The sequence below is a fragment of the Mycolicibacter engbaekii genome, assembly GCF_002101585.1.
Lineage (GTDB): Bacteria > Actinomycetota > Actinomycetes > Mycobacteriales > Mycobacteriaceae > Mycobacterium > Mycobacterium engbaekii.
Genome location: NZ_LQOT01000026.1, coordinates 1 through 20343, shown reverse-complemented (window position 1 = coordinate 20343; position 20343 = coordinate 1). Strand labels below are relative to the sequence as shown.

The following is a 20343-nucleotide window of genomic DNA, read 5'->3' as shown; positions in this document are numbered from 1 at the left end:
CCGCCACCCCCGCCGCCGCCCGCGCCGAGCGAGGAGCCGACAACGGAGCCACCGACCACGACGCAGGAGACCACCACGACCACGCCGGCCAAGCCGTTGCAGGTGACGTATTCGGTGACAGGCACCAAGGCCCCGTTCGACCAGATCACCATCACCTACGTCGATGCCTCCGGGCAGCGTCGCACCCAGCGCAACGCCTACATTCCGTGGTCGCTGACGCTGACCCCCATCTCCCAGTCGGAGATCGGGGCCGTGGAGGCCACCAGCATGCTGCGGCTGAGCAAGCTCAACTGCTCGATCACCAGCAGTGACGGTAGGGTGTTGTTCTCCAACAGCAACGATGCACCGGCGACGAGCTGCGGATGAGCGGCGGAACCATGACAGATCGATTCTTTGGACCGGGACGCTCCCCGGAAGTCACAGACCGCGTCCTGCTGGGCGCCTGCGCGGCGATCTGGCTGACGCTGCTGGGCATGAGCGTGGCGGCCACGGTGGCCCTGGTGGATCTCGGGCGGGGCTTTCACCAGCCCGCGGAGAGCTCGCACGGACTGCTCTACGTCGTGATCGGCGTATCGGCGCTGGTGATACTGGCCGCCGTCCCGATGCTGCTGCGGGCCCGTCAGCCCGAGGCGCCGCGGCCCGCCGGCTTTCCGCCCCAGGCGCCTTCCAAGCCGCTGCGGCCGGGCGCCCCGCTGCCACAGCGCGGCTTCGACGTGCCCGGCCGGCGAGCTGCCGGCACCAGGTCACTGCTGCCCAACCAGGACGAAGTGGACCGGGTGCTGTTGCGTGGCATCACCGCGATGGCCAGCGCGACCGGTGCGGCGTTGACCCTGGTGGCGTTGGCGACCTATCTGATGGCCGTCGGCAAGGACACCGGGGCGTGGGTCTGCTACGGCCTGGCCGGGGTCGGCGCGGTGGCCATGCCGGTGATTCCCTGGCTGTACCTGCGCCAGCTCGGTGAGGTGGCGGACCTGCCGTCTCGGTTCGGCTGAGCGGTACAGCGCGGGCGTAGCGGGCTAAGGCCAGAGCAGCGTCGTCGCCCAGCGGGCGCCGGCACGCTCATAGCGGAGCCTGCGGTGCCGGCGGACGGTGTCGGACTGCCAGAACTCCACCGAGTCAGCGCGTACCGCATACGAAGCCCACTCGACCGGGACCAGGGCGGGGGAGCGCTCGTGCTCCAGATGTGCTTTCGCCAGGGCTTCGTCGATCTCGGCGGGGTCGCAGTACGGCTCACTTTGCCGTCCGGTTAGCACCATCGCCCGGGCGCCTTCGGAGCGGGCCTGGAAGTCCGCAGCGGTCACTTCCGGTGGGTCGGGCAGCGCGACGCCTTCGATGCGGATCTGGCGGCCCAGTGCGGCCCAGTAGAACGTCAGCGCGACAGCCGGATTGCGGGCGAGCTCCGCGCCCTTGCGGCTGGCCGAGCTGACGGCGAAGTGCCATCCGGCGGCATCGACGTCTTTGAGGATCAGCACCCGTGCGCCGGGCCGCGCCCGGTCGCCGCCGGCGTGCACCGTCGACAACGTCATCGCATGCGGCTCCGCGACGCCGCTGTCGACAGCGTGCAGCAACCACTCGACGAACAGGTCGACGGGATCGTCTGGGGCTTGTGCCGGATCGAACTCCGGGGCCGCACCAACCAAAACGGGCAGCCCACGCAACACAGTGCGCAGGCTGCCCGCTGGCTGGGACACCTGGGTCCCGATGGGCCTAGTGGTGGCCGTTGGTTTCTTCGCCCTGGTACTCGGCCAGTGCGGTCAGCGCACGCCGCTCGCTGGCGTGAGCGGCCTCGGTGAGCGCTGCGTCCTCGTCGGCCGGGTCGGCCGTCAGGAAGCTGCCGTGACCGGTGGCGCCACCGGAACCGAGCTTGTTCATCTTCTTGGGCAGCGGGGCACCGGCGTACTCCAGCGGAATCGGGTGGCCGTGTTCGTCGACCGGGCCCAGGGGCTGGTGCAGCTCGATGTAGGCGCCCTGCGGCAGCCGCTTGATGATGCCGGTCTCGATGCCGTGCTCGAGCACCGCGCGGTCGCTGCGCTGCAGACCGATGCACCACCGGTAGGTGACGAAGAAGATCAGCGGCGGCAGCACCACCATTCCGATGCGGCCGATCCAGGTGGTCGCATTCAGGGAGATGTGGAACTTCCACGCGATGATGTCGTTCATCGCGGCCAGGGTCAGCACCATGTAGAAGGTGATCGCCATGGCGCCGATGGCGGTGCGGACCGGAACGTCCCGGGGCCGCTGGAGAAGGTTGTGGTGCCCGGTGTCACCGGTGAACTTCTTCTCCAGGAAGGGGTAGATGATCAGCAGGGTGAACACCGCGCCCATGATCAGCGCCACGCCGACCGCTCCCGGAATGGTGTGGCCGAACGGGTAGAACTCCCACGCCGGCCACAGACGGGCCATGCCTTCGGTCCACATCATGTAGAAGTCCGGCTGGCTACCCGCCGACACCTGAGAAGGCCGGTAGGGGCCCAGGTTCCAGATCGCGTTGATCTGCAGCAGCCCGCCCATCAGGCCGAGGATGCCGGTGATCATCGCGAAGAACGCGCCCGACTTGATCGCGAAGACCGGCAGCACCCGCACGCCCACGACGTTGGTCTCGGTGCGGCCCGGGCCGGGGAACTGGGTGTGCTTCTGGAACCACACCAGCGCCATGTGCACGCCGATGAGGGCCAGGATGATGCCCGGGATCAGCAGGATGTGCAGCGCGTAGAGCCGGGGGATCAAGATGGTGCCCGGGAAGTCGCCGCCGAACAGCGCCCAGTGCAGCCAGGTGCCGATCACCGGCATGCCCAGCGTGATCGAGGACAGCGCGGCACGCAGACCGATACCGGAGAGCAGGTCGTCGGGCAGGGAGTAGCCGAAGTAGCCCTCGAACATGGCCAGGATCAGCAGCAGCGACCCGATCACCCAGTTGGCTTCACGCGGTCGGCGGAACGCGCCGGTGAAGAAGATGCGCGCCAGGTGCACCATGATCGACGCCGCGAACATCAGCGCCGCCCAGTGGTGGAGCTGGCGGACGAACAGGCCGCCGCGGACCTCGAAGGAGATGTCCAGCGCCGACTCGTAGGCCCGGGACATCTGCACGCCGTTGAGTGGCTGGTAGACGCCCTGGTAGATGACCTCGGCCATCGACGGGTCGAAGAACAACGTCAGGTAGACGCCGGACAGCAGCAAGATGATGAAGCTGTACAGCGCGATCTCACCGAGCAGGAACGACCAGTGCGTCGGGAAGACCTTGTTGAACTGCCGGCGCAGGGCGGCCGACGGGTGGTAACGGGTGTCGATCTCGTCAGCTTGGCGGGCGAGCAGGTCGCCGATTGCAGGACTCATGAGGTGCGCTCCCAGAAAGCCGGTCCGACGGGTTCGACGAAGTCGCCGTTGGCGACCAGATAACCATTGGTGTCGATGGTGATCGGCAGCTGTGCCAGCGCGCGCGCCGCCGGGCCGAAGACCGGCTTGGCGTAGTGCAGTGCGTCGAACTGCGACTGGTGGCACGGGCACAGGATCCGATAGGTCTGCTGCTCGAACAGCGATGAGGGGCAGCCCAGGTGCGAGCAGATCTTCGTGTAGGCGAAGAAGTCGCCGTAGTTGAAGCTCTCCTGGCCCTGGCGCTTGACCACCTTGCCCCGGTCGTCAGGCCGGATGCGGATCAGCATGACCGGGTTGCGGACGCCCATCATGATGTGGGTGAGCTTCTCCCGCGACTCTTCGGTGGTGCCGTCACCGTCGGACTCCCGCCAGGGGAACACCGTCTCCATACCGCCGGCGTCGAGGTCCTCGGGCCGCATCTTGATGAACGGCGAGTTGGTGCTCTGGCCGGTGGAGCGGGCCAGGTAGATGGTTTCGCCTTGGTAGCGCGGCGTCCACCCGGAGGTCCACAGTTCGGCCTTCTTACCCTCGGCGGTCTCAACGACCGGCTTCCACGGGTTCTTGATCAGCCCGCCGGCGCCGGCGACCAGGGTGCCCAGACCGAAAGCTCCGAATCCGACGCCCAGGGAGGCACCGAGCAGCTTGCGCCGCCGGATGGTGGAGCCTTCGAAGGCGTCGGTGAGCTGCGCGCCCACGGTCCTGCGGTCGAGCTCGCTGGAGCTGCCGTCGTGACGCTCCTGGATGGTGATCTCTTCGGGAATGAACTTCTTGACGAACAGCACGGCGCCGATGGCGATGCACAGCACCGACATCCCGAACGTCAAGCCGTACAACGGCGTTGCCAACGAGTAGGCCAGGCCGTCGGGGGACTCCAGCGGCGCGTACTCCCAGGGCCAGAACAAGAAGACCAGCAGCAGCGCCAATCCGAAGCCGCCACCGGCCAGGAACCAGGCCGCAACCCGGCGCTCGGCGCGCTTCTCCGCCCGGGTGCCCTCAACGGGCCAGCGGGTCTCTTTGAAGACGGTCTCGACTCCGTCGATCTTGCCGCCGAGAGCCAACAGCTCGTCGGTGGTCATCGTCGCCAGTGTGGCGTCGTCGGGGAGTTCGGTCTTGTCGTAGCTGCTCATGAGCGTGCCCCGATCCACATTGCCGCGGCGATGGCGGCGACCATGCCGATAATCCACATCACCATGCCCTCAGGAGCCGGGCCGAACCCGCCGAGCCCGTAGCCGCCCGGATCACGTTCCTCGGTCACGGATTTGACGTAGGCGATGATGTCCTTCTTCTCCTCCATGGAGATCTGCCGGTCGGAGAAGCGCGGCATGTTCTGCGGGCCGGTCAGCATCGCGGTCAGGATCTGCTGCTCGCTGGCCGGTGCCAGGTCGGGCGCGTACTTACCCGACGACAGTGCGCCGCCGCGGCCGGTGAAGTTGTGGCACGACGCGCAGTTCAGGCGGAACAGGTCGCCGCCGCGGCCGAGGTCCTCGCCGCGCAGCGAGGCCTGGGCGATGCTGCCGTCGGCGTTGCGGACCACGGTGGGGCCGCTGCCGTTGGCCTGCACGTAGGCACCGATGGCGTCGATCTGGGCGGCGTCGAACATCGGGTACTTGCGGGGCGCCTGGGCCTCCCCGCGGGCCGCGGGCATCCGTCCGCTGGAGACCTGGAAGTAGACGGCGGCCTCGCCGACACCGAGCAGGCTCGGTCCACGGCCGGGCTCACCTTGCAGGTTCACGCCGTGGCAGCTCACGCACGAGGTGTCGAAGAGTTGCTTACCGGTCCGCAGCAGGGCGGAGGTGGACTCGTCGGCGACCGCGACCTGTGGGGTCGGGGTCAGCAGTGCGGCGGTGCCGCCGGCCAGGGCCAGGGCGACCAGCAGTAGTAGCCCGCCGGAGAGCCGGCGGCGCAGGCGGCGCCGGGCGACGGTGTCGTTGCTGCCAGGCCGGGCCCACTTCTTCAGTGTCTTCAACCGGACACTCCTGTTCATCGGGCGGTTGCTCATCGGATGAAGTAGATCGTGGCGAACAGTGCGATCCACACGATGTCGACGAAGTGCCAGTAGTAGGACACGACAATCGATGCGGTGGCCTGAGCCGGGGTGAACTTGCTCATGGTGGTGCGCAGCATCAGGAAGACGAAGGCCACCAAGCCGCCGATAACGTGCAGGCCGTGGAAGCCGGTGGTCAGGTAGAACACCGTGCCGTAGGCGCTCGAGGGAATGGTGGTGCCGTGCGCGACCAGGTGTGAGTACTCGTAGGCCTGACCGCAGACGAAGAACAGCCCCATGAGGAAGGTCAGCAGGTACCACCGGCGCAGCCCGAACACGTCACCGCGCTCGGCGGCGAACACGCCCATCTGGCAGGTGAACGAGGACGCGATCAGCACCAGCGTCACCGGGACCGCCAGTGCGAGGTTCAACTCGGTTGGCGGCGGCGGCCAGGCGCCTCCGGACTGTGCTCGCGCGGTGAAGTACATCGCGAACAGACCGGCAAAGAACATCAATTCACTGGACAGCCACACGATGGTGCCGACGCTGACCATATTCGGACGGTTCAGCGAATGCACACGCGAAGTAATGGCAGTACCCGAGGACCCCACAGCGCTCGTCACATCCGCAAGTATGACGCTATGTAGTTGTAGAACTCCACCCGGGGCTGGCATTTCGTGTGAACCAGTCTTGTCCTGGTCGTTACCGGCCCGTTTCCCCTTGACTTTGGCGCCACGAACCCCGCATGCGACGATCGGGCGCGTGGTCGAGCCAGGGAGTGCGGCGCAGCCGAAGGCGCAGATAGGGCAGTGGCGACAGGTACTGGGCGCACTGACGTCCGGTGCGGATCTGCCACCGGGCGAAGCGGCCTGGGCGATGGAGCAGATCATGGACGGCAGCGCCACCTCCGCGCAGATCGCGGCGTTCGGGGTGGCAATGCAGATGAAGGGCCCGACCGCGGCCGAGGTCGGTGCGCTGGCCGAGGTCATGCTGGCGCACGGCCGCAAGGTGCCCACCGACAAGATCGGCACCGACACCGTCGACGTCGTCGGTACCGGCGGTGACGGCGCCAACACGGTGAACCTGTCCACGATGGCGGCGATCGTGGTGGCCGCTGCGGGGGTGCCGGTGGTCAAGCACGGCAATCGATCCGCGGGCTCGCTGTCCGGCGGTGCCGACACCCTGGAGGCGCTGGGGGTGCGCATCGACATGGGGCCCGACGACGTGGCCCGCAGTGTCGCCGAGGTCGGCATCGGTTTCTGCTTCGCTCCGCAGTTCCAGCCGTCGTATCGCAACGCCTCGGTGGCTCGCCGCGAGATCGGTGTGCCGACGGTGTTCAACCTGCTGGGGCCGCTGACCAACCCGGCGCGCCCGCGGGCCGGGCTGATCGGGTGCGCCTTCGGCAATCTGGCCGAGGTGATGGCCGGGGTGTTCGCGGCGCGCAACTCCAGCGTGTTGGTGGTGCACGGCGACGACGGCCTCGACGAACTGACCACCACCACCACGAGCACGATCTGGCGGGTGCAGGCCGGCACCGTCGATCGGCTGACCTTCGACCCGGCCGCGTTCGGGTTTCCCCGCGCCGAGGTGCACGAACTGCTCGGCGGTGACGCGCAGGCCAACGCTGAGGAGGCGCGCTCGGTGCTCGGCGGCGCCAAAGGCGCGGTGCGCGACGCCGTGGTGCTCAACGCCGCCGGGGCACTGGTCGCCCATGCCGGGCTATCCAGCAGCGCTGAGTGGCTGCCGGCCTGGGAAGACGGGCTGGCGCGTGCCGTCGAGGCGATTGACAGCGGCGCGGCGGAACGGTTGCTCGCCCGTTGGGTCCGCTTCGGCGCCCAGCGCTGACGCCAGCCGCGCCGAGCGGGCCAGAGCCGCCCACGACGCCCACGGCCCGGCTGAGGCCAGCGGCTCGGACCAGCCGTTCGACTCGTCGTCCGCGGATTGCACCCGCACGATGCGCACCCCGGGAGCGGCCAGCCACCGGGCGATCAGGGTGGTCTCCTCGACCAGCGCTCCGGCCAGAGGCGCCGGCTCCGGCAGCACCGCCTCGGCGCCCAGCGTGATCGCATCGACGACGGGCATCGGGGGCACCCCGCGGGCCGCACACCCGGCGGCAGCCAGCCGACCGTGGCGGATCACCGCCAGGTGCCAGCCGCCGGCGCCGTCCGGCGAGGCGGCCACCAGCTCGGGCAACGACGCCAGGGCGCGAGCCCGCTGACTGCGCCACAGCACGTCGATGGCCGTGGCGACCCTGTCCCGCAACCGGGCCGCGCTCTCGTAATGGCCGCGATCGGCCACCGCCCGCACCTGGTCCACCGCCGCGGCCAGGGCGGTGTTGTCGGCGCCGTCGACCAGATCGGCCACCCGGCGGACCGTGCCGGCGTAGTCGCCGACGGTGATGTCCGCCGCGGCCGGGCACGCGCCCACTTGCTGCGGCGGGCACGAGTGCCGGGCGGTTGCCGAAAGCCGCGTGGTGCAGGTGCGCAGCCCGGAGAAGCGCGCCAGCAGAACGGCGGTGTCGGCGGCGTCGGCCCGTGACCGGAACGGGCCGACAACCCGGTCGTGCCCGGGGCTGCGCACCACGACAAGACGGGGAAACGGCTCCTTGGACAGCGTGATCCACCACCACCGGCGGGGAAACTTCGACCGGCGGTTGTAAGGGGGAGCGTGGGCGGCCAGCAGGCGCAGTTCGCGCACCCCGGCTTCGAGGGCATGCGCGCATTCGACGTGATCGACGCGGGTCGCCAGGGCCACCATCTCGGCGATCCGGCGACGACGCTCCGACCCGTTGAAGTACTGGGAGACCCGGCGGCGCAGGTCGGTGGAGGTGCCGATGTAGAGCACCTCGTCGGACGGGCCGCGGAACAGATACACCCCGGGCCGATGCGGCAGGCCCACCGCGAGGCCGCGTTTGCCGCGCTGGGCCGGTGTCGCATGCGAAAGGTAGGCGCGCAGATCCACGAAGGTGTTCACCCGCTGGTTGCCCAGCCGCTCGAGCAGGGCGTGCAGGACGTCGACGGTGGCGCGGGCGTCGTCGAGCGCCCGGTGGGTGGGCGTGGTGCTGACCGCGAACAGCCGGGCCAGCTCGGCGAGCCGGACGCTGGGCGCCTCTTCGCGGCTGAGCGCCCGGCGGGCCAGCCGCACCGTGCACAGCACCGGCGGACGCGGCCAGGCCAGATCGCAGCGTCGCGCGGCGGCGGTCAGGAACCCGACGTCGAAGCCGGCGTTATGGGCGACCAGCACCGAACCCCGGTCGAATCCGGCGAACTCGAGAAACGACGGCAGCACGGAGTCGATGGTGGGCGCCTCGTACACCATGGCGGTGGTGATACCGGTCAGCCGAACGATCTGCGGGGGGATGCCGCGCTGCGGGTTGATCAAGGTGGCGAACTCGCCCTCGACGACGCCGCCGCGCACCTTGACCGCGCCGATCTCGGTGATGGCGTCCGGTTCGCCGTCCCCGCGGGGCGCCGCCCGGGCGCCGGTGGTCTCCAGGTCCACCACCACGAACGTGGTCTCGCGCAGGGTGGCCGGGGAGGCGCCGAGTTCGGCTTCGAGATCCGCCAAGCTCAGCTGGCCTGCGTCCGTACCGGAGGTCATAGGCCGCACCCTAGGCGGCCGCACCGACACCGGCGTCTCGCGAGGCTCGCCGGAGGTGAGGTGAAGCGAGGACGCTCACCCTCGTGGGCACCGCCCTTGTCGGTGGCCGGCGTTAGCGTGCGGGCAACCGATCGAGAGGAAGCCTCATGGGACAGATCGAACCCTCGGATGACGGCGGCACGCGCCGGCCGGAAGCCGATCCGATGGTGATCGACTGCGATGCCTGCGCCGTGCGCGGACCGGCCTGCCGGGACTGTGTGGTCAGCGTGCTGCTGGGAGTGCCCAACGAGCTGCTCGACGACGAGCGGGCGGCACTCGACGTGCTTGCCGAGGCCGGGATGGCTCCCCGACTGCGGTTGGTGCCGATTCGTGGCGGGCGCGCACCCGTGCGCCGATCCGGCGTGGCCTGAGCGGCGGCCGGCCCCCGCGAGCCGCCCGGGTCGGGCCAATCGCGGGGCTGTAGAGTGAGGCACTCAACATAGACAACGCCGTTGCCGTTCCGTAACCTAATCGAGACCTTACGTACTTTCGGCGGAGGCACGTCCCCCTCGTGTCTTCCTGGGCAGTGTTAAGGATGCAATCTTGGAGCTCGAACGTGTGCAGGGGAACCTGCGTGCTTTGACGCGCCCCATCCTCGGCGCCGCAGCCGGCCTGGTGGCCGGTGTCATGGTTCTGAGCAGCGTTGTGGCCGGAAATGTGTACGCCGATCCCGCCGACGACGCCCTGGCCAAGCTCAGCGAACTGTCTCGGCAGGCCGAGCAGACCACCGAGGCCATGCACACCGCGCAGCTCAACCTCGACGAGAAGCTCGCCGCCCAGCAGGCCGCAGAGGCCGCGCATGCCGCCGACCAGGCCGCCGTGGATGAGGCCGCCGAAAAGCTCACCACCTACCGGTCGGCCGTCAACCGCTTCGCCGCCACCACCTACATGGGTGGCCGGGTCGGCGGCGCGGACGCGATCCTGACCGCCGAGTCGCCGCAGCAACTGATCGACAAGCTCGGTGTGCAGCGGGTGGTGGCCGGCGACATGGCGGTGCAGTTGGACCGCTTCCGGGCCGCCAGCGATCAGGCCGCCCAGGCCGAGGAGGCCTCGGCCAAGTCGGCTGAGGAGGCGCGGACCGCCGCCGAGCAGGCCGCCGCCGTGCGGGCCGACTTGCAGGCGCGCCAGAGTCGCTTGCAGCTGCAGATCTCGTTGGTCAAATCCCAGTACTACGCACTCAGCCCTGAGCAGCGCACCGCGATGGCCCAGCCCGGACCGGTGCCCGAGGCCGCACCCGCGGAGCCGGCCCCCGAGGGTGCGCCGCCGGCCCCCGGATTCCAGCTGCCCGGCTTCGACGCGCCGTCTCCGCTGGGTGCGGTTCCCGGCGGGTCCGGAAGCGGGGCCGCCGCGACCGCCGTGCAGGCCGCGTTGACCCAGGTCGGAACGCCGTATGTCTGGGGTGGCGCCGCACCGGGCGGCTTCGACTGCTCCGGGCTGGTGATGTGGGCGTTCAACCAGGCCGGGATCAACCTGCCGCATTCCAGCCAGGCGCAGGCCAACGGCGGGCAGCCGGTGGCGTTGTCGGACCTGCAGCCCGGTGACGTGCTGACCTTCTATTCGGACGCCTCGCACTCGGGTATCTACGTGGGCGACGGCATGATGGTTCACTCGCCCACCTTCGGTCAGCCGGTTCGGGTGGTGCCGATGACGTCGTCGGGCCCGATCCACAACGCCCGCCGTTACTGAGCGTCGCGGAGTCCGCCGCGTCCTGTCGCTGCTGCTGGCCGTCGAGCTGGTCGGCGCGCTAGCGCTGCTGATCGCCGCGCCACGCGAGCCGACAGCGGTGCCGCTGATCGTGGGGGATGGCCGCACCGTCGTGCTGGAGAATCAGGGCGGCCCGGCCGGCGCGGCGTTGCTGAGCCGGGTGGCCGAGAACATCGGGGCCGCGGTCGAGGCGGTCGAGGACTTCTGGGGCACCGACTGGTCCCATCGCATCCCGGTGACGGCCACCGGATCGGATCGCCAGTTCGCCGAGCTGGCCGGCGACGGCAGCGCCGATGTGGCGCAGTGGGCCGACATCGCTGCGGTCGCGGTCGCCGACCGGGTGGATCCGGAGCGCCGGACAGCGCAGGGGCAGCGGATCGTCTTCGCGCCCGGTGCGGCCGCGATGAGCACCCCCGCGTTGCGAATCGTGTTGACCCATGAACTGTTTCACTTCGCCGCGCGCATCGACACCGCGCTGGATGCGCCGCGCTGGCTCATCGAGGGCGTGGCGGACTTCGTCGCGCGGCCTGCCTGGGATCGATCCGGCGCGGCGCCCGGACCGGTGACGCTGCCCTCGGATGCCGAGCTGGATGCCGGCGGCGCGGGCCGTGCCCAGGCCTACGAGCGGGCGTGGGAGTTCGCGCGGTTCGTCGCCGACCGCTTCGGGACGGCAAAACTGCGCGAGCTTTATCTGACCGCATGCGGCCCCGGGCATGTCCCATTGGCCGTGGCGGTGCCACTGGTGCTCGGGGTCGACCTGCCCGGATTGCTCGCCGGGTGGCAGCAGTGGCGGGGTTGACCGCGCGCTAGCATCCACGGGTGAGCCGGGTCCTGCTGGTAACCAACGATTTTCCGCCGCGTCCCGGCGGCATCCAGTGCTACCTGGAAGAACTGGTGCGCCGCATCGCCGCTGCGGGGCGGCACGAAATCACGGTGTATGCGCCAAAGTGGAAGGGCGCGCAGGACTTCGATGAATCCGCGAAAGCCGCCGGCTATCAGGTGGTACGGCATCCCGGCACGCTGATGTTGCCGGGCCCGGCGGTCGATGCACGGATGCGTGGGCTCATCGCCGACTCGGGCGCCGAGACGGTGTGGTTCGGCGCGGCCGCCCCGCTGGCGCTGCTGGCGCAGCGGGCGCGCGGTGCCGGCGCCGTTCGGGTGCTGGCCAGCACGCACGGCCATGAGGTCGGCTGGTCGATGCTGCCGGGGGCCCGCTCGGTGCTGCGCCGGATCGGCGACACCTGCGACACCGTCACCTTCGTCAGCCACTACACCCGTGGCCGGTTCGCCTCGGCGTTCGGTCCCGACGCCGCCCTGGAGCACCTGCCTCCCGGCGTGGACACCGACCGGTTCCGCCCCGACCCCGCGGCCCGCGCCGAGCTGCGCGCCCGGCACGGGTTGGGTGGGCGTCCCACCGTGGTGTGCGTTTCGCGGCTGGTGCCCCGCAAGGGTCAGGACATGCTGATCCGGGCGCTTCCGGCGATTCGGCAACGGGTGGATGGGGCCGCGCTGGTCATCGTCGGTGGGGGACCGTACGCCGAGAGGCTGCACACGTTGGCCCGCGAGTGCGGGGTCGCCGACGCGGTGACGTTCACCGGCGGCGTACCGGCCGCCGAGCTACCGGCCTACTACCTGCTCGGGGACGTGTTCGCGATGCCCTGCCGCACCCGCGGCGCCGGACTGGACGTCGAGGGGCTGGGGATCGTGTTTCTGGAGGCCTCGGCCGCCGGGGTGCCGGTGGTCGCCGGCGACTCCGGCGGTGCCCCCGAGACCGTGGTGCACAACCGGACCGGCCTGGTGGTCGATGGCCGCGCGGTGGACCAGATCGCCGACGCGGTCGCCGGGCTGCTCGCCGACCCCGCCCGGGCCGCGGCGATGGGTGCCGCCGGGCGCGAATGGGCCACCGGCCATTGGCGCTGGGACTCGCTGGCCGGACGCATGGCCGAGCTGTTGCAGGCCTGAGCGGGGCTCAGCCCTTGGTCGGCAGGGTGCCTCAGCCCTTGGCGTAGATCGCTTCGATCGCCTCGGCGAACTTCTCCGCGACGATGTTGCGCTTGACCTTCATCGTCGGGGTCAGCTCGCCGGTGGCCTCGGTGAAGTCGACCGGCAGGATCTGGAACTTGCGGATCGATTCGGCGTGGGAGACCGACAGATTGGCCTGTTTGACCGCCCCGTCGACCTCGGCGAGCAGATCCGGGTCGGTCGCGAGGTCCCCGGGCGTGTCGGTGCTGGACTTGCCGTTGCGCTGCTTCCAGCCGTCGAAGGCTTCCGGGTCGATGGTGATCAGTGCGCCGATGAACGGCTTGGCGTCTCCGACGACCATCGCCTGACTGATCAGCGGGTGCGAGCGCAGCTGGTCCTCCAGGACCGCCGGGGCGACGTTCTTGCCGCCGGCGGTGACGATGATCTCCTTCTTGCGGCCGGTGATCTTCAGGTAGCCGTCGGCGTCGATGGCGGCCAGGTCCCCGGTGCGGAACCAGCCGTCGACGAATGCGTCGGCGGTGGCCGCCTCATTGCGCCAGTAGCCGTTGAACACCACCCCGCCGCGCACCAGCAGCTCGCCGTCCTCGGCGACTCGCATGCTGTTGCCGGGCACCAGCTTTCCGACGGTCCCCACCTTCATTCCGCCGACCGGGTTGACGGTGATGGCAGCCGTGGTCTCGGTCAGGCCGTAGCCCTCGTAGATGGACAGGCCGACGCCACGGTAGAAGTGGCCCAGCCGCTCGCCCAGCGGAGCCCCGCCGGAGACCGAGGCGCGGCAGTTGCCGCCCAGCGCCGCGCGCAGCTTGTGATAGACCAGCTTGTCGAACAGGGCGTGCTTGGCGCGCAGCAACAGGCTCGGACCGCCGCGGTCGAGAGACTCGCTCCAGTCCACCGCGGTCTGGGCGGCGATCTCGAAGATGCGGCCCTTGCCGTCGTTGGCGGCGTTCTGCGCGGCGGTGTTGTACACCTTCTCGAAGACCCGCGGCACCGAAACCACCACGGTCGGCTTGAACACCCCGAACATCGGCACCAGGTTCTTGATGTCGCTGGTGAAGCCGACGGTGACCTTGTTGGCGAAGCCGGCGATGCTCAGCGCGCGGGCCAGCACGTGGGCCAGCGGCAGAAAGACCAGCAGGCGCTGCCCGGCGGTCAGCAGGGTCGGCAGCGCGGCCTGGGTGCCGCGCACCTCGTGGATGAGGTTGGAGTGGGTGAGCTCGCAGCCCTTGGGGCGCCCGGTGGTGCCCGAGGTGTAGATCAGCGTCGCCGGGTCGGTGGCCCGCAGCGCGCCAAGGCGTGCGGTGAGCTGGGCCGGGTCCTGACCGGCGCCGGCTTCGGCGAGCTCGTCGAGCGCGGCCGGGCCGGAACCGTCGATGGTGTGCACCCGCCGCAGTGCCGGCAGGTCGGCGGCGAGTTCGTTGATGATCTGGGCGTGCTCGTCGGTTTCGGCGAAGGCCAGCACCGCGCTGGAGTCCTGCATCACCCACCGGACCTGCTCGGCCGAAGAGGTTTCGTAGATCGGCACAGTGACCGCGCCGATGGACAGGATCGCGTAGTCGAGCAGGGCCCACTCGTAGCGGGTCGCCGAGAAGATGACCACCCGGTCGCCGGGGGCCACGCCCTGACCGATCAGTCCCAGTGCGGCCGACCGGATCTGCGCGGCGGCTTCTGCGCACGTGACATCGGTCCAGGCCCCGTCGACCAACCGCTGGTAGATCACGTAATCGGGACTGTTGCGCTCGTGCTCGAAAACGACCGCGGCGACGTTGTCGTGCTCCTCGACGGTGAATGACGCCGGAACACTGAACTCACGCATTGCGATGACCTCTCTTGCCAGCCAGGGTAGACCCGCTCAGCCTAGTCGGCGCCTGCCCACGAGCGTGACCGTGTTCACTTTTGCGGGCCGCAGCGTCGGGTGCGCGGCATCGGCGGGCAGGGGAGGTTCGCTGCGCAAACGTCTTCGATACGCTTGCGGGCCATGAACAGTATCCAGGTTGCCGACGAGACTTTCGTCGCCGCATCCGGCGAGCAGGTCGGCGCGGCGGTCGCCGATCGCTCGAGTTGGCAGCGGTGGTGGCCCGACCTGCAACTCCAGGTGGTCGAGGACCGGGCCGACAAGGGCATCCGGTGGACGGTGATCGGGCCGCTGACCGGCACCATGGAGATCTGGCTGGAGCCGATGCTCGACGGCGTGCTGCTGCACTACTTCCTGCACGCCGAGCCGACCGGCGTGACCGGCCGGCAGCTGGCCAAGCTGAACCTGGCGAAGCTGAACCACCGCCGCCGGGTGGCCGGCAAGCGGATGGCTTTCGAGATCAAGGACCGCCTGGAGAGTTCCCGGCCGGTGGGGGTCTCTCCGAACGCCGTACGTTGAACCGCCCCGGTCCGGGACGGCGGGGTACCGTCTGTGCCGTGGGGTCGTGCCAGGCGCGAGCGAGTTAGGGAAGTAGTACGTGGCCGATAAGACAGCTCAGACGATCTACATCGCGGCGGATCCGGACACGGTGATGAAGGTGATCGCCGACATCGGCGCCTATCCCGACTGGGTCTCGGAGTACACCGAGGCCGAGGTGCTCGAAACCGACGCCGACGGGTACCCGAAGGTGGCCCGGCTGGTGCTCGACGCGGCCGTGCTCAAAGACACCATGGTGCTGGACTATGACTGGTCGCCCGATCGCCGCTCGGTGCGCTGGTCGCTGGCGTCGAGTTCGCTGCTGAAGGCCCTCAACGGCGAATATCGCTTGACGCCCAAGGGATCTGGTACCGAGGTCGTCTACGAGTTGTCGGTGGATCTGATGATTCCTATGATCGGCCTGCTCAAGCGCAAGGCGGAACGGCGACTGACCGACACCGCTCTGAAGGATCTGAAGAAGCGAGCCGAGGCTGAGTGAGGCCGCCGCAAGCAGCGACGCCGGCTGCAGCCCAGCTGAGTCTGTTCGTCGGTAAGGGTGGCGTAGGAAAGTCCACGTGTGCGGCAGCTACCGCTGTCACGCAGGCATGCGCCGGCGACCGCGTGCTGCTGGTCTCCACCGATCAGGCCCATTCGGTGGGCGATGTGCTCGGCGTGCAGCTGGCTCCCAACGGTGCCCGGGATCCCAGCCCGGTGGCTCTCGACGGCGCGGGGCCGGGCCGGCTGGACGTGCTGGCGCTGGACACCCTGGCCGTGCTCGAGCGGCACTGGGCCGGCGTGGTCGGGGTGCTCGCTGCGCGGTTCCCGGAATCGGATCTGGGTAGCCTTGCCCCCGAAGAACTTTCGGCCTTTCCGGGGGTCCAGGAGGTGTTGGGTCTGCACGAGGTCGGCGAACTCGCGGACAGCGGGCAGTGGGACCGCGTCATCGTCGACTGCGCATCGACCGCCGATGCGATGCGGATGCTGACCCTGCCGGCGACCGTGGCGCTGTATGCCGAACGGTCCTGGCCTCGGCACCGCCGGCTCAGCGGGACCGAGGACCCGCGGTCGACTGCCCTGGTGGCGGCGATCGAGCGGATCAGCATTGCCGCCGAGCGGCTTGCCGAGCGCCTCCGGGATGAGACGACGGTGGCGGCGCATCTGGTGTTGACCGCCGAGCGTGTGGTGGCCGCCGAGGCCGTCCGGACCCTGGGGGCGCTGTCGCTGACCGGGGTGCGGGTAGCGGAACTGATCGTCAATCAGATTTTGGTGCAGGACGATTCGTACGTCTACACCGACCTGCCGGCCCATCCCGCGTTCGACTGGTACGCCGAGCGGATCGGCGAACAGCGCACCGTCCTGGCCGAGATCGACCGCGCGATCGGCGACGTGGCAATGGTGCTGGTCCCGCATCTGGCGGGTGAGCCGATCGGCCCCAAGGCTCTGGGCGACCTGCTCGCCGGCAGTCGCCGCCGGGACGGATCGGCACCGCCCGGTCCGGTGCGGCCGGTGGTCGACCGGGAGTCCGGTTCCGGGCTGGGGGCGGTGTATCGCCTGCGGCTAGAGTTACCCCAGGTCGATTCCGGTGTCCTGAGCCTGGGGCGGTCCGGAGACGATCTGATCATCGGTGCAGGCGCCACCAGACGCCGCGTGCGGCTGGCGTCGGTGCTGCGACGGTGCACGGTTGTCGACGCAACGCTGCGTGGCAGTGAACTGACGGTGCGCTTCCGGCCGGACCCGGACGTGTGGCCGACGACTGGCGATGAGGAGGGGCGACGGTGACCGCTGGCGCGCACCCCGACCTCGGTGAGCTCGGACCCGAGCTGCGCAAGCTCGCCCAGGCGATTCTGGATCGTCTCGATCCGGCGGTGCGTGCCGCGGCGCTGCTGGCGGCCTCCGGCGACGGACCGGGCAAATGTCAGCAGGTGTGGTGCCCGGTATGCGCGCTGGCGGCGCTGGTGACCGGCGAAGAGCATCCGCTGCTGACCGTGGTGGCCGAGCACAGCGTTGCGCTCTACGAGGTGGTCCGCGCCGTGGTCGGGGAGACCGCCGGTGCCGGCGGGCCGCCGGAACCGCCCGAACCGGCCCCACCGGGCCCGGCCGCACCCGGCGGCGACGGTGACGCGCCGGTCCGGCCCAGTTACCAACACATTCCGGTGCACATCGAAACCGAATCCTCAGACGGCGAAAGCTGAGGAATTCCAGCGAATTCGCGCTGTGACGAATCACCGTGTGGCCCCAGCCACGGCCGCTCGGTAAAGTTAGCGCGAACACGACCAGGAGGGAGGGGCCATGTGGTATTGGCTGGTCAAGTACGTGTTTTTCGGTCCGCTGCTGGCCGTGATCGGCCGGCCGAAAGTTGAGGGACTGGAAAACATCCCCGACGACGGAGCGGCGATTCTGGCCAGCAATCATTTGGCCGTCATGGACAGTTTTTTCCTGCCCCTGGTGGTGCGCCGTCGGATCACTTTTCTGGCCAAGGCGGAATACTTCACCGGCACCGGGGTCAAAGGCTGGTTGACCCGCTCGTTCTACACCGCCGTCGGGCAGGTGCCCATCGACCGCAACGACGCCGACGCCGCGCGGGCCGCGCTCAACACCGCCCGGCGGATCCTGGATCAGGGCAAGCTGCTCGGGATCTACCCCGAGGGCACCCGTTCACCGGACGGCCGGCTCTACAAGGGCAAGACCGGGCTGGCCCGGCTGGCACTGCACACCGGTGTTCCGGTGATCCCCGTCGCGATGGTCGGCACCAACGTCGTCAACCCGCCGGGCACCTCGATGCTGCGGTTCGGCCGCGTCACCGTCCGCTTCGGCAAGCCGATGGACTTCTCGCGCTTCGACGGGATGGCCGACAACCGCTTCATCGAGCGCGCCGTCACCGACGAGGTGATGTATGAGTTGATGCGGCTGTCCGGGCAGGAGTACGTCGACGTCTACGCGGCGAACCTCAAAAACGGTGCGGCGCACTCGGAAGGGGAGACGGCTCAGCCGGTCGCCCGGTTTCCGGAGACCGCGGCGGGCTGATCCGGATTCGTCCGGGGGGCCGGCCGCAGCGTCGCGCCGGCCGCGATGATCATCGCCAGCGCCCACCACACGTAGGACGTTCCGGCCAATTGGCGCCACCACGCGGCGCCGATCTCATGATGTTCGGGCAGCAACTCGATCGGACTGCGCATCATCAGCGCCACCCCGATCACGCTGAGCGCTCCCAGCACCAGCGCCCGGTGCCGGGCAGCCATCACCGCGGTCACCACCACCGCCGGAAGCATCCACACCCAGTGGTGCGACCAGGACACCGGCGACACGACCAGCCCGAACAGTGCCACGCAGACCAGCGCCAAGATCGGTTCACCGGCGCTGAGCACGCGGCGGGCCGCCCACACGGTCACCGCAAGCACCACCAGGCACCCGGCCAGCCACAGCAGCGAGCGCAGCTGCTCGCCCAGCGGCAGCCGGGCCAGCGCCCCGGCCAGGTTCTGGTTGGTGTTCAGCGTCGCTCCGCCGATGCGGTCGGTGTCGGTGACTGTGCGCGTCCAGTACTGCCAGGAGTCGCTCCAGGCCATCGCGAAGCCCACCAGGGTCGCGGCCAGAAACGACACCACCGTGGTGATCGCGGCGCGCCGGTCGCCGCGCAACAGGAAGTAGAGCACGAACACGGCCGGGGTCAGCTTCAGCGCCACCGCCACACCCAGCAGGGTGCCGCGCGGCCAGTAGGTGCGCCGCGGTACACAGTCGGCGATCACCAGGGTCATCAACACCGCATTGACCTGGCCGAAGTCGAAGTTGGCCCAGATCGGTTCGGCGTCTAACCAGATGGCCGCCGCCACGATCGCCGCGGCCACCACAGCTCGGCGCCACCAGGCCGGGCCGCAACCCGGGCCTGTCTCGACACTCACCCCCAGGCCGGTCAGCACGATCGTGATCGACACCACCAGCAGCAGCGTCGAGACGATGGTCAACACGACGGTGGCGGTGCCCAGCGAGACCCAGGTGAGCGGGGCGAACAACACCGCGGCGATCGGGGGATAGGTGAACGGCAGGACGGTCCCGTCGATCTGGGTTTGGAACCAGTTCTGGCCGTAGAGCGGCTGGCCGTCACGCCAGGCCTGGGCCGCCATCCGGTAGACGTCGACGTCGATGTGATACGGCGTGCTGCCCAATGCCCGCCACGTCATGTAGCCCAGGGCTGCCATCGTCAGCGCCGCGAACATCCACCAAACGGCCCTACCGTTGATGCCCCCGTGCCGACGGCCCGGCTCGGCCGGCCGCGATGTAGTCATGTCGCAGCACAGCCTATCCGGTGGCTACCTCAGACCGCGCCATACCGGTGGCGATCCGGGCGTGGTGTGCGGTGAGGGCGTACGTTTCATTAGATGCTCGAATGGTTCCGCGACGACATTGTGGGGCGTGGCCGACTGCCGCTGCTGTGCTGTCTGCTGGCCTTTTTGGCGACGTTCCTGGTGACCCGTGCCGTGGTGCGCTACATCCGCAGCCAGGCCGACAACCCCCGGCCGCCGCGGTGGTGGCAGCCGCGCAACGTCCATATCGGGACCAAGCACATCCACCACGTGGTGTTCGGGGTGGTGCTGGTGATGGTGTCCGGGGTGACGCTGGTGACCGTCGGATCCAGCGGGCATGAGCCGGCGTTCAGCCTGGCGGCGATCGCGTTCGGAATCGGGGCGGCGCTGGTGCTCGACGAGTACGCGCTGATCCTGCATCTGTCCGACGTGTACTGGGAGGAGGACGGCCGCGCGTCGGTCGACGCGGTGTTCGCCGCCACGGCGGTCGCCGGGCTGCTGGTGCTGGGCTTTCACCCGCTGACGTTTCTGGCCGGAACATGGCACGATACGTCGTCGCCGTTGATTCGCACCGGGGTGTTCATCGGTTTGGTGACGGCATTGCCGCTGGGCGTGATGGTGTTGTTGAAGGGCAAGGTGTGGACCGGGTTGATCGGGATGTTTTTCTTTCCCCTGCTGGTGATCGGCGCGGTGCGGCTGTCTCGGCCGCACGCGCCCTGGGCCCGTTGGCGTTATCTGAACAGCCGTGAGCGAATGCACCGCGCGCTGGAGCGCGAGCGCCGGCTGCGCCGTCCGGTGATTGCCGCCAAGCTCTGGTTGCAGGACGCGATCGCGGGCCGGCCCCAGGTGCCCGACGAGCGGGCGGTCGACGCCGAGCTCGACCGCGAGGTGCGCGCCGCATCGGCGCCGACGGTGAAATTCATGGCCCCCCGGCCGCAGGCCCGGCCCCAGGCCGCCCGGCCGCAGGCCCCCGC

General features: G+C 69.5%; 20 protein-coding genes and 1 pseudogene. 13 read left to right on the top strand and 8 right to left on the bottom strand.

What is annotated here, in order from left to right; all coding sequences use genetic code 11:
* Together AWC02_RS07895 and AWC02_RS07890 are read left to right on the top strand one after the other, a co-directional pair.
* On the top strand, window positions 1-366 hold a 366-nt coding region (locus tag AWC02_RS07895), incomplete at its 5' end, for an MmpS family transport accessory protein (protein WP_237160376.1).
* Complete coding sequence (locus tag AWC02_RS07890) at window positions 363-992, top strand: DUF2561 family protein (RefSeq protein WP_085128236.1); 630 nt, start codon at window positions 363-365, stop codon at window positions 990-992. The genes AWC02_RS07895 and AWC02_RS07890, both read left to right, overlap by 4 nt.
* 24 nt (window positions 993-1016) lie before the next feature.
* On the opposite strand, the gene AWC02_RS07885 is transcribed toward AWC02_RS07890, so the two are convergent.
* From AWC02_RS07885 to ctaE, 5 genes are read right to left on the bottom strand one after another with little or no spacing between them, the layout of a single operon-like run.
* Window positions 1017-1670 (bottom strand): pyridoxine/pyridoxamine 5'-phosphate oxidase, encoded by a 654-nt coding sequence (locus tag AWC02_RS07885; RefSeq protein ID WP_336385671.1) that lies wholly within the window; start codon window positions 1668-1670, stop codon window positions 1017-1019.
* A 37-nt stretch (window positions 1671-1707) separates the two neighbouring features.
* Window positions 1708-3333 carry a cytochrome bc1 complex cytochrome b subunit gene (gene qcrB / locus AWC02_RS07880; protein WP_085128235.1) on the bottom strand — a complete coding sequence of 542 codons (1626 nt, stop codon included), beginning with the start codon at window positions 3331-3333 and terminating at the stop codon, window positions 1708-1710.
* The gene (qcrA, locus tag AWC02_RS07875) at window positions 3330-4499 is read right to left on the bottom strand and encodes a cytochrome bc1 complex Rieske iron-sulfur subunit (protein ID WP_085128239.1); all 1170 of its coding nucleotides are present in this window, start codon (window positions 4497-4499) and stop codon (window positions 3330-3332) included. Before qcrA ends, qcrB begins: the two co-directional genes overlap by 4 nt.
* Complete coding sequence (gene qcrC / locus AWC02_RS07870) at window positions 4496-5371, bottom strand: cytochrome bc1 complex diheme cytochrome c subunit (protein WP_237160374.1); 876 nt, start codon at window positions 5369-5371, stop codon at window positions 4496-4498. Before qcrC ends, qcrA begins: the two co-directional genes overlap by 4 nt.
* Entirely contained in the window at window positions 5368-5979 is a 612-nt protein-coding gene (gene ctaE, locus AWC02_RS07865) for an aa3-type cytochrome oxidase subunit III (protein WP_046316503.1), read from the bottom strand. Before ctaE ends, qcrC begins: the two co-directional genes overlap by 4 nt.
* Before the next feature lie 139 nt (window positions 5980-6118).
* On the opposite strand from ctaE, the gene trpD reads away from it, so the two are divergent.
* On the top strand, window positions 6119-7201 hold the full coding sequence (gene trpD, locus AWC02_RS07860; protein ID WP_237160373.1) for an anthranilate phosphoribosyltransferase: 1083 nt from the start codon (window positions 6119-6121) through the stop codon (window positions 7199-7201).
* A gap of 30 nt (window positions 7202-7231) precedes the next feature.
* Here the strand turns inward: trpD and AWC02_RS07855 are convergent.
* Window positions 7232-8956 (bottom strand): annotated as a pseudogene (locus AWC02_RS07855) (DEDD exonuclease domain-containing protein); the annotation flags it as partial.
* Between the two features lie 146 nt (window positions 8957-9102).
* On the opposite strand from AWC02_RS07855, the gene AWC02_RS07850 reads away from it, so the two are divergent.
* The 4 genes from AWC02_RS07850 (at window position 9103) to AWC02_RS07835 (ending at window position 12661) form a co-directional block, all read left to right on the top strand.
* On the top strand, window positions 9103-9366 hold the full coding sequence (locus AWC02_RS07850; protein WP_085128232.1) for a hypothetical protein: 264 nt from the start codon (window positions 9103-9105) through the stop codon (window positions 9364-9366).
* Between the two features lie 172 nt (window positions 9367-9538).
* Window positions 9539-10681, top strand: a complete 1143-nt coding sequence (gene ripC, locus AWC02_RS07845) for a peptidoglycan hydrolase RipC (protein WP_419179218.1) — start codon at window positions 9539-9541, stop codon at window positions 10679-10681.
* 31 nt (window positions 10682-10712) lie between these two features.
* Entirely contained in the window at window positions 10713-11498 is a 786-nt protein-coding gene (locus AWC02_RS07840) for a hypothetical protein (protein WP_419179219.1), read from the top strand.
* Window positions 11499-11518: 20 nt separating this feature from the next.
* Window positions 11519-12661 carry a glycosyltransferase family 4 protein gene (locus AWC02_RS07835; RefSeq protein WP_085128230.1) on the top strand — a complete coding sequence of 381 codons (1143 nt, stop codon included), beginning with the start codon at window positions 11519-11521 and terminating at the stop codon, window positions 12659-12661.
* A gap of 31 nt (window positions 12662-12692) precedes the next feature.
* Here AWC02_RS07835 and AWC02_RS07830 read toward each other — a convergent pair whose 3' ends face one another.
* The gene (locus AWC02_RS07830; RefSeq protein ID WP_085128229.1) at window positions 12693-14495 is read right to left on the bottom strand and encodes an AMP-dependent synthetase/ligase; all 1803 of its coding nucleotides are present in this window, start codon (window positions 14493-14495) and stop codon (window positions 12693-12695) included.
* 162 nt (window positions 14496-14657) lie between these two features.
* Between AWC02_RS07830 and AWC02_RS07825 the strand changes: the two genes are divergently transcribed.
* The 5 genes from AWC02_RS07825 (at window position 14658) to AWC02_RS07805 (ending at window position 18095) form a co-directional block, all read left to right on the top strand.
* On the top strand, window positions 14658-15053 hold the full coding sequence (locus tag AWC02_RS07825) for a polyketide cyclase / dehydrase and lipid transport (RefSeq protein ID WP_085128228.1): 396 nt from the start codon (window positions 14658-14660) through the stop codon (window positions 15051-15053).
* 79 nt (window positions 15054-15132) lie between these two features.
* Window positions 15133-15570: an SRPBCC family protein gene (locus AWC02_RS07820; protein WP_085128227.1), complete on the top strand. Its 438-nt coding sequence runs from the start codon at window positions 15133-15135 to the stop codon at window positions 15568-15570.
* Complete coding sequence (locus AWC02_RS07815; protein WP_085128226.1) at window positions 15567-16850, top strand: ArsA family ATPase; 1284 nt, start codon at window positions 15567-15569, stop codon at window positions 16848-16850. Before AWC02_RS07820 ends, AWC02_RS07815 begins: the two co-directional genes overlap by 4 nt.
* Complete coding sequence (locus AWC02_RS07810) at window positions 16847-17263, top strand: hypothetical protein (protein ID WP_085128225.1); 417 nt, start codon at window positions 16847-16849, stop codon at window positions 17261-17263. Before AWC02_RS07815 ends, AWC02_RS07810 begins: the two co-directional genes overlap by 4 nt.
* A gap of 97 nt (window positions 17264-17360) precedes the next feature.
* Window positions 17361-18095 carry a lysophospholipid acyltransferase family protein gene (locus AWC02_RS07805; protein WP_085128224.1) on the top strand — a complete coding sequence of 245 codons (735 nt, stop codon included), beginning with the start codon at window positions 17361-17363 and terminating at the stop codon, window positions 18093-18095.
* On the opposite strand, the gene AWC02_RS07800 is transcribed toward AWC02_RS07805, so the two are convergent.
* Window positions 18056-19351, bottom strand: coding sequence for a glycosyltransferase 87 family protein (locus tag AWC02_RS07800; RefSeq protein ID WP_085128223.1), 1296 nt, complete (start codon window positions 19349-19351; stop codon window positions 18056-18058). The genes AWC02_RS07805 and AWC02_RS07800 overlap by 40 nt on opposite strands.
* Window positions 19352-19444: 93 nt before the next feature.
* On the opposite strand from AWC02_RS07800, the gene AWC02_RS07795 reads away from it, so the two are divergent.
* Window positions 19445-20343, top strand: an 899-nt coding sequence (locus AWC02_RS07795) for a hypothetical protein (protein WP_237160372.1), incomplete at its 3' end; no start/stop codon positions are given.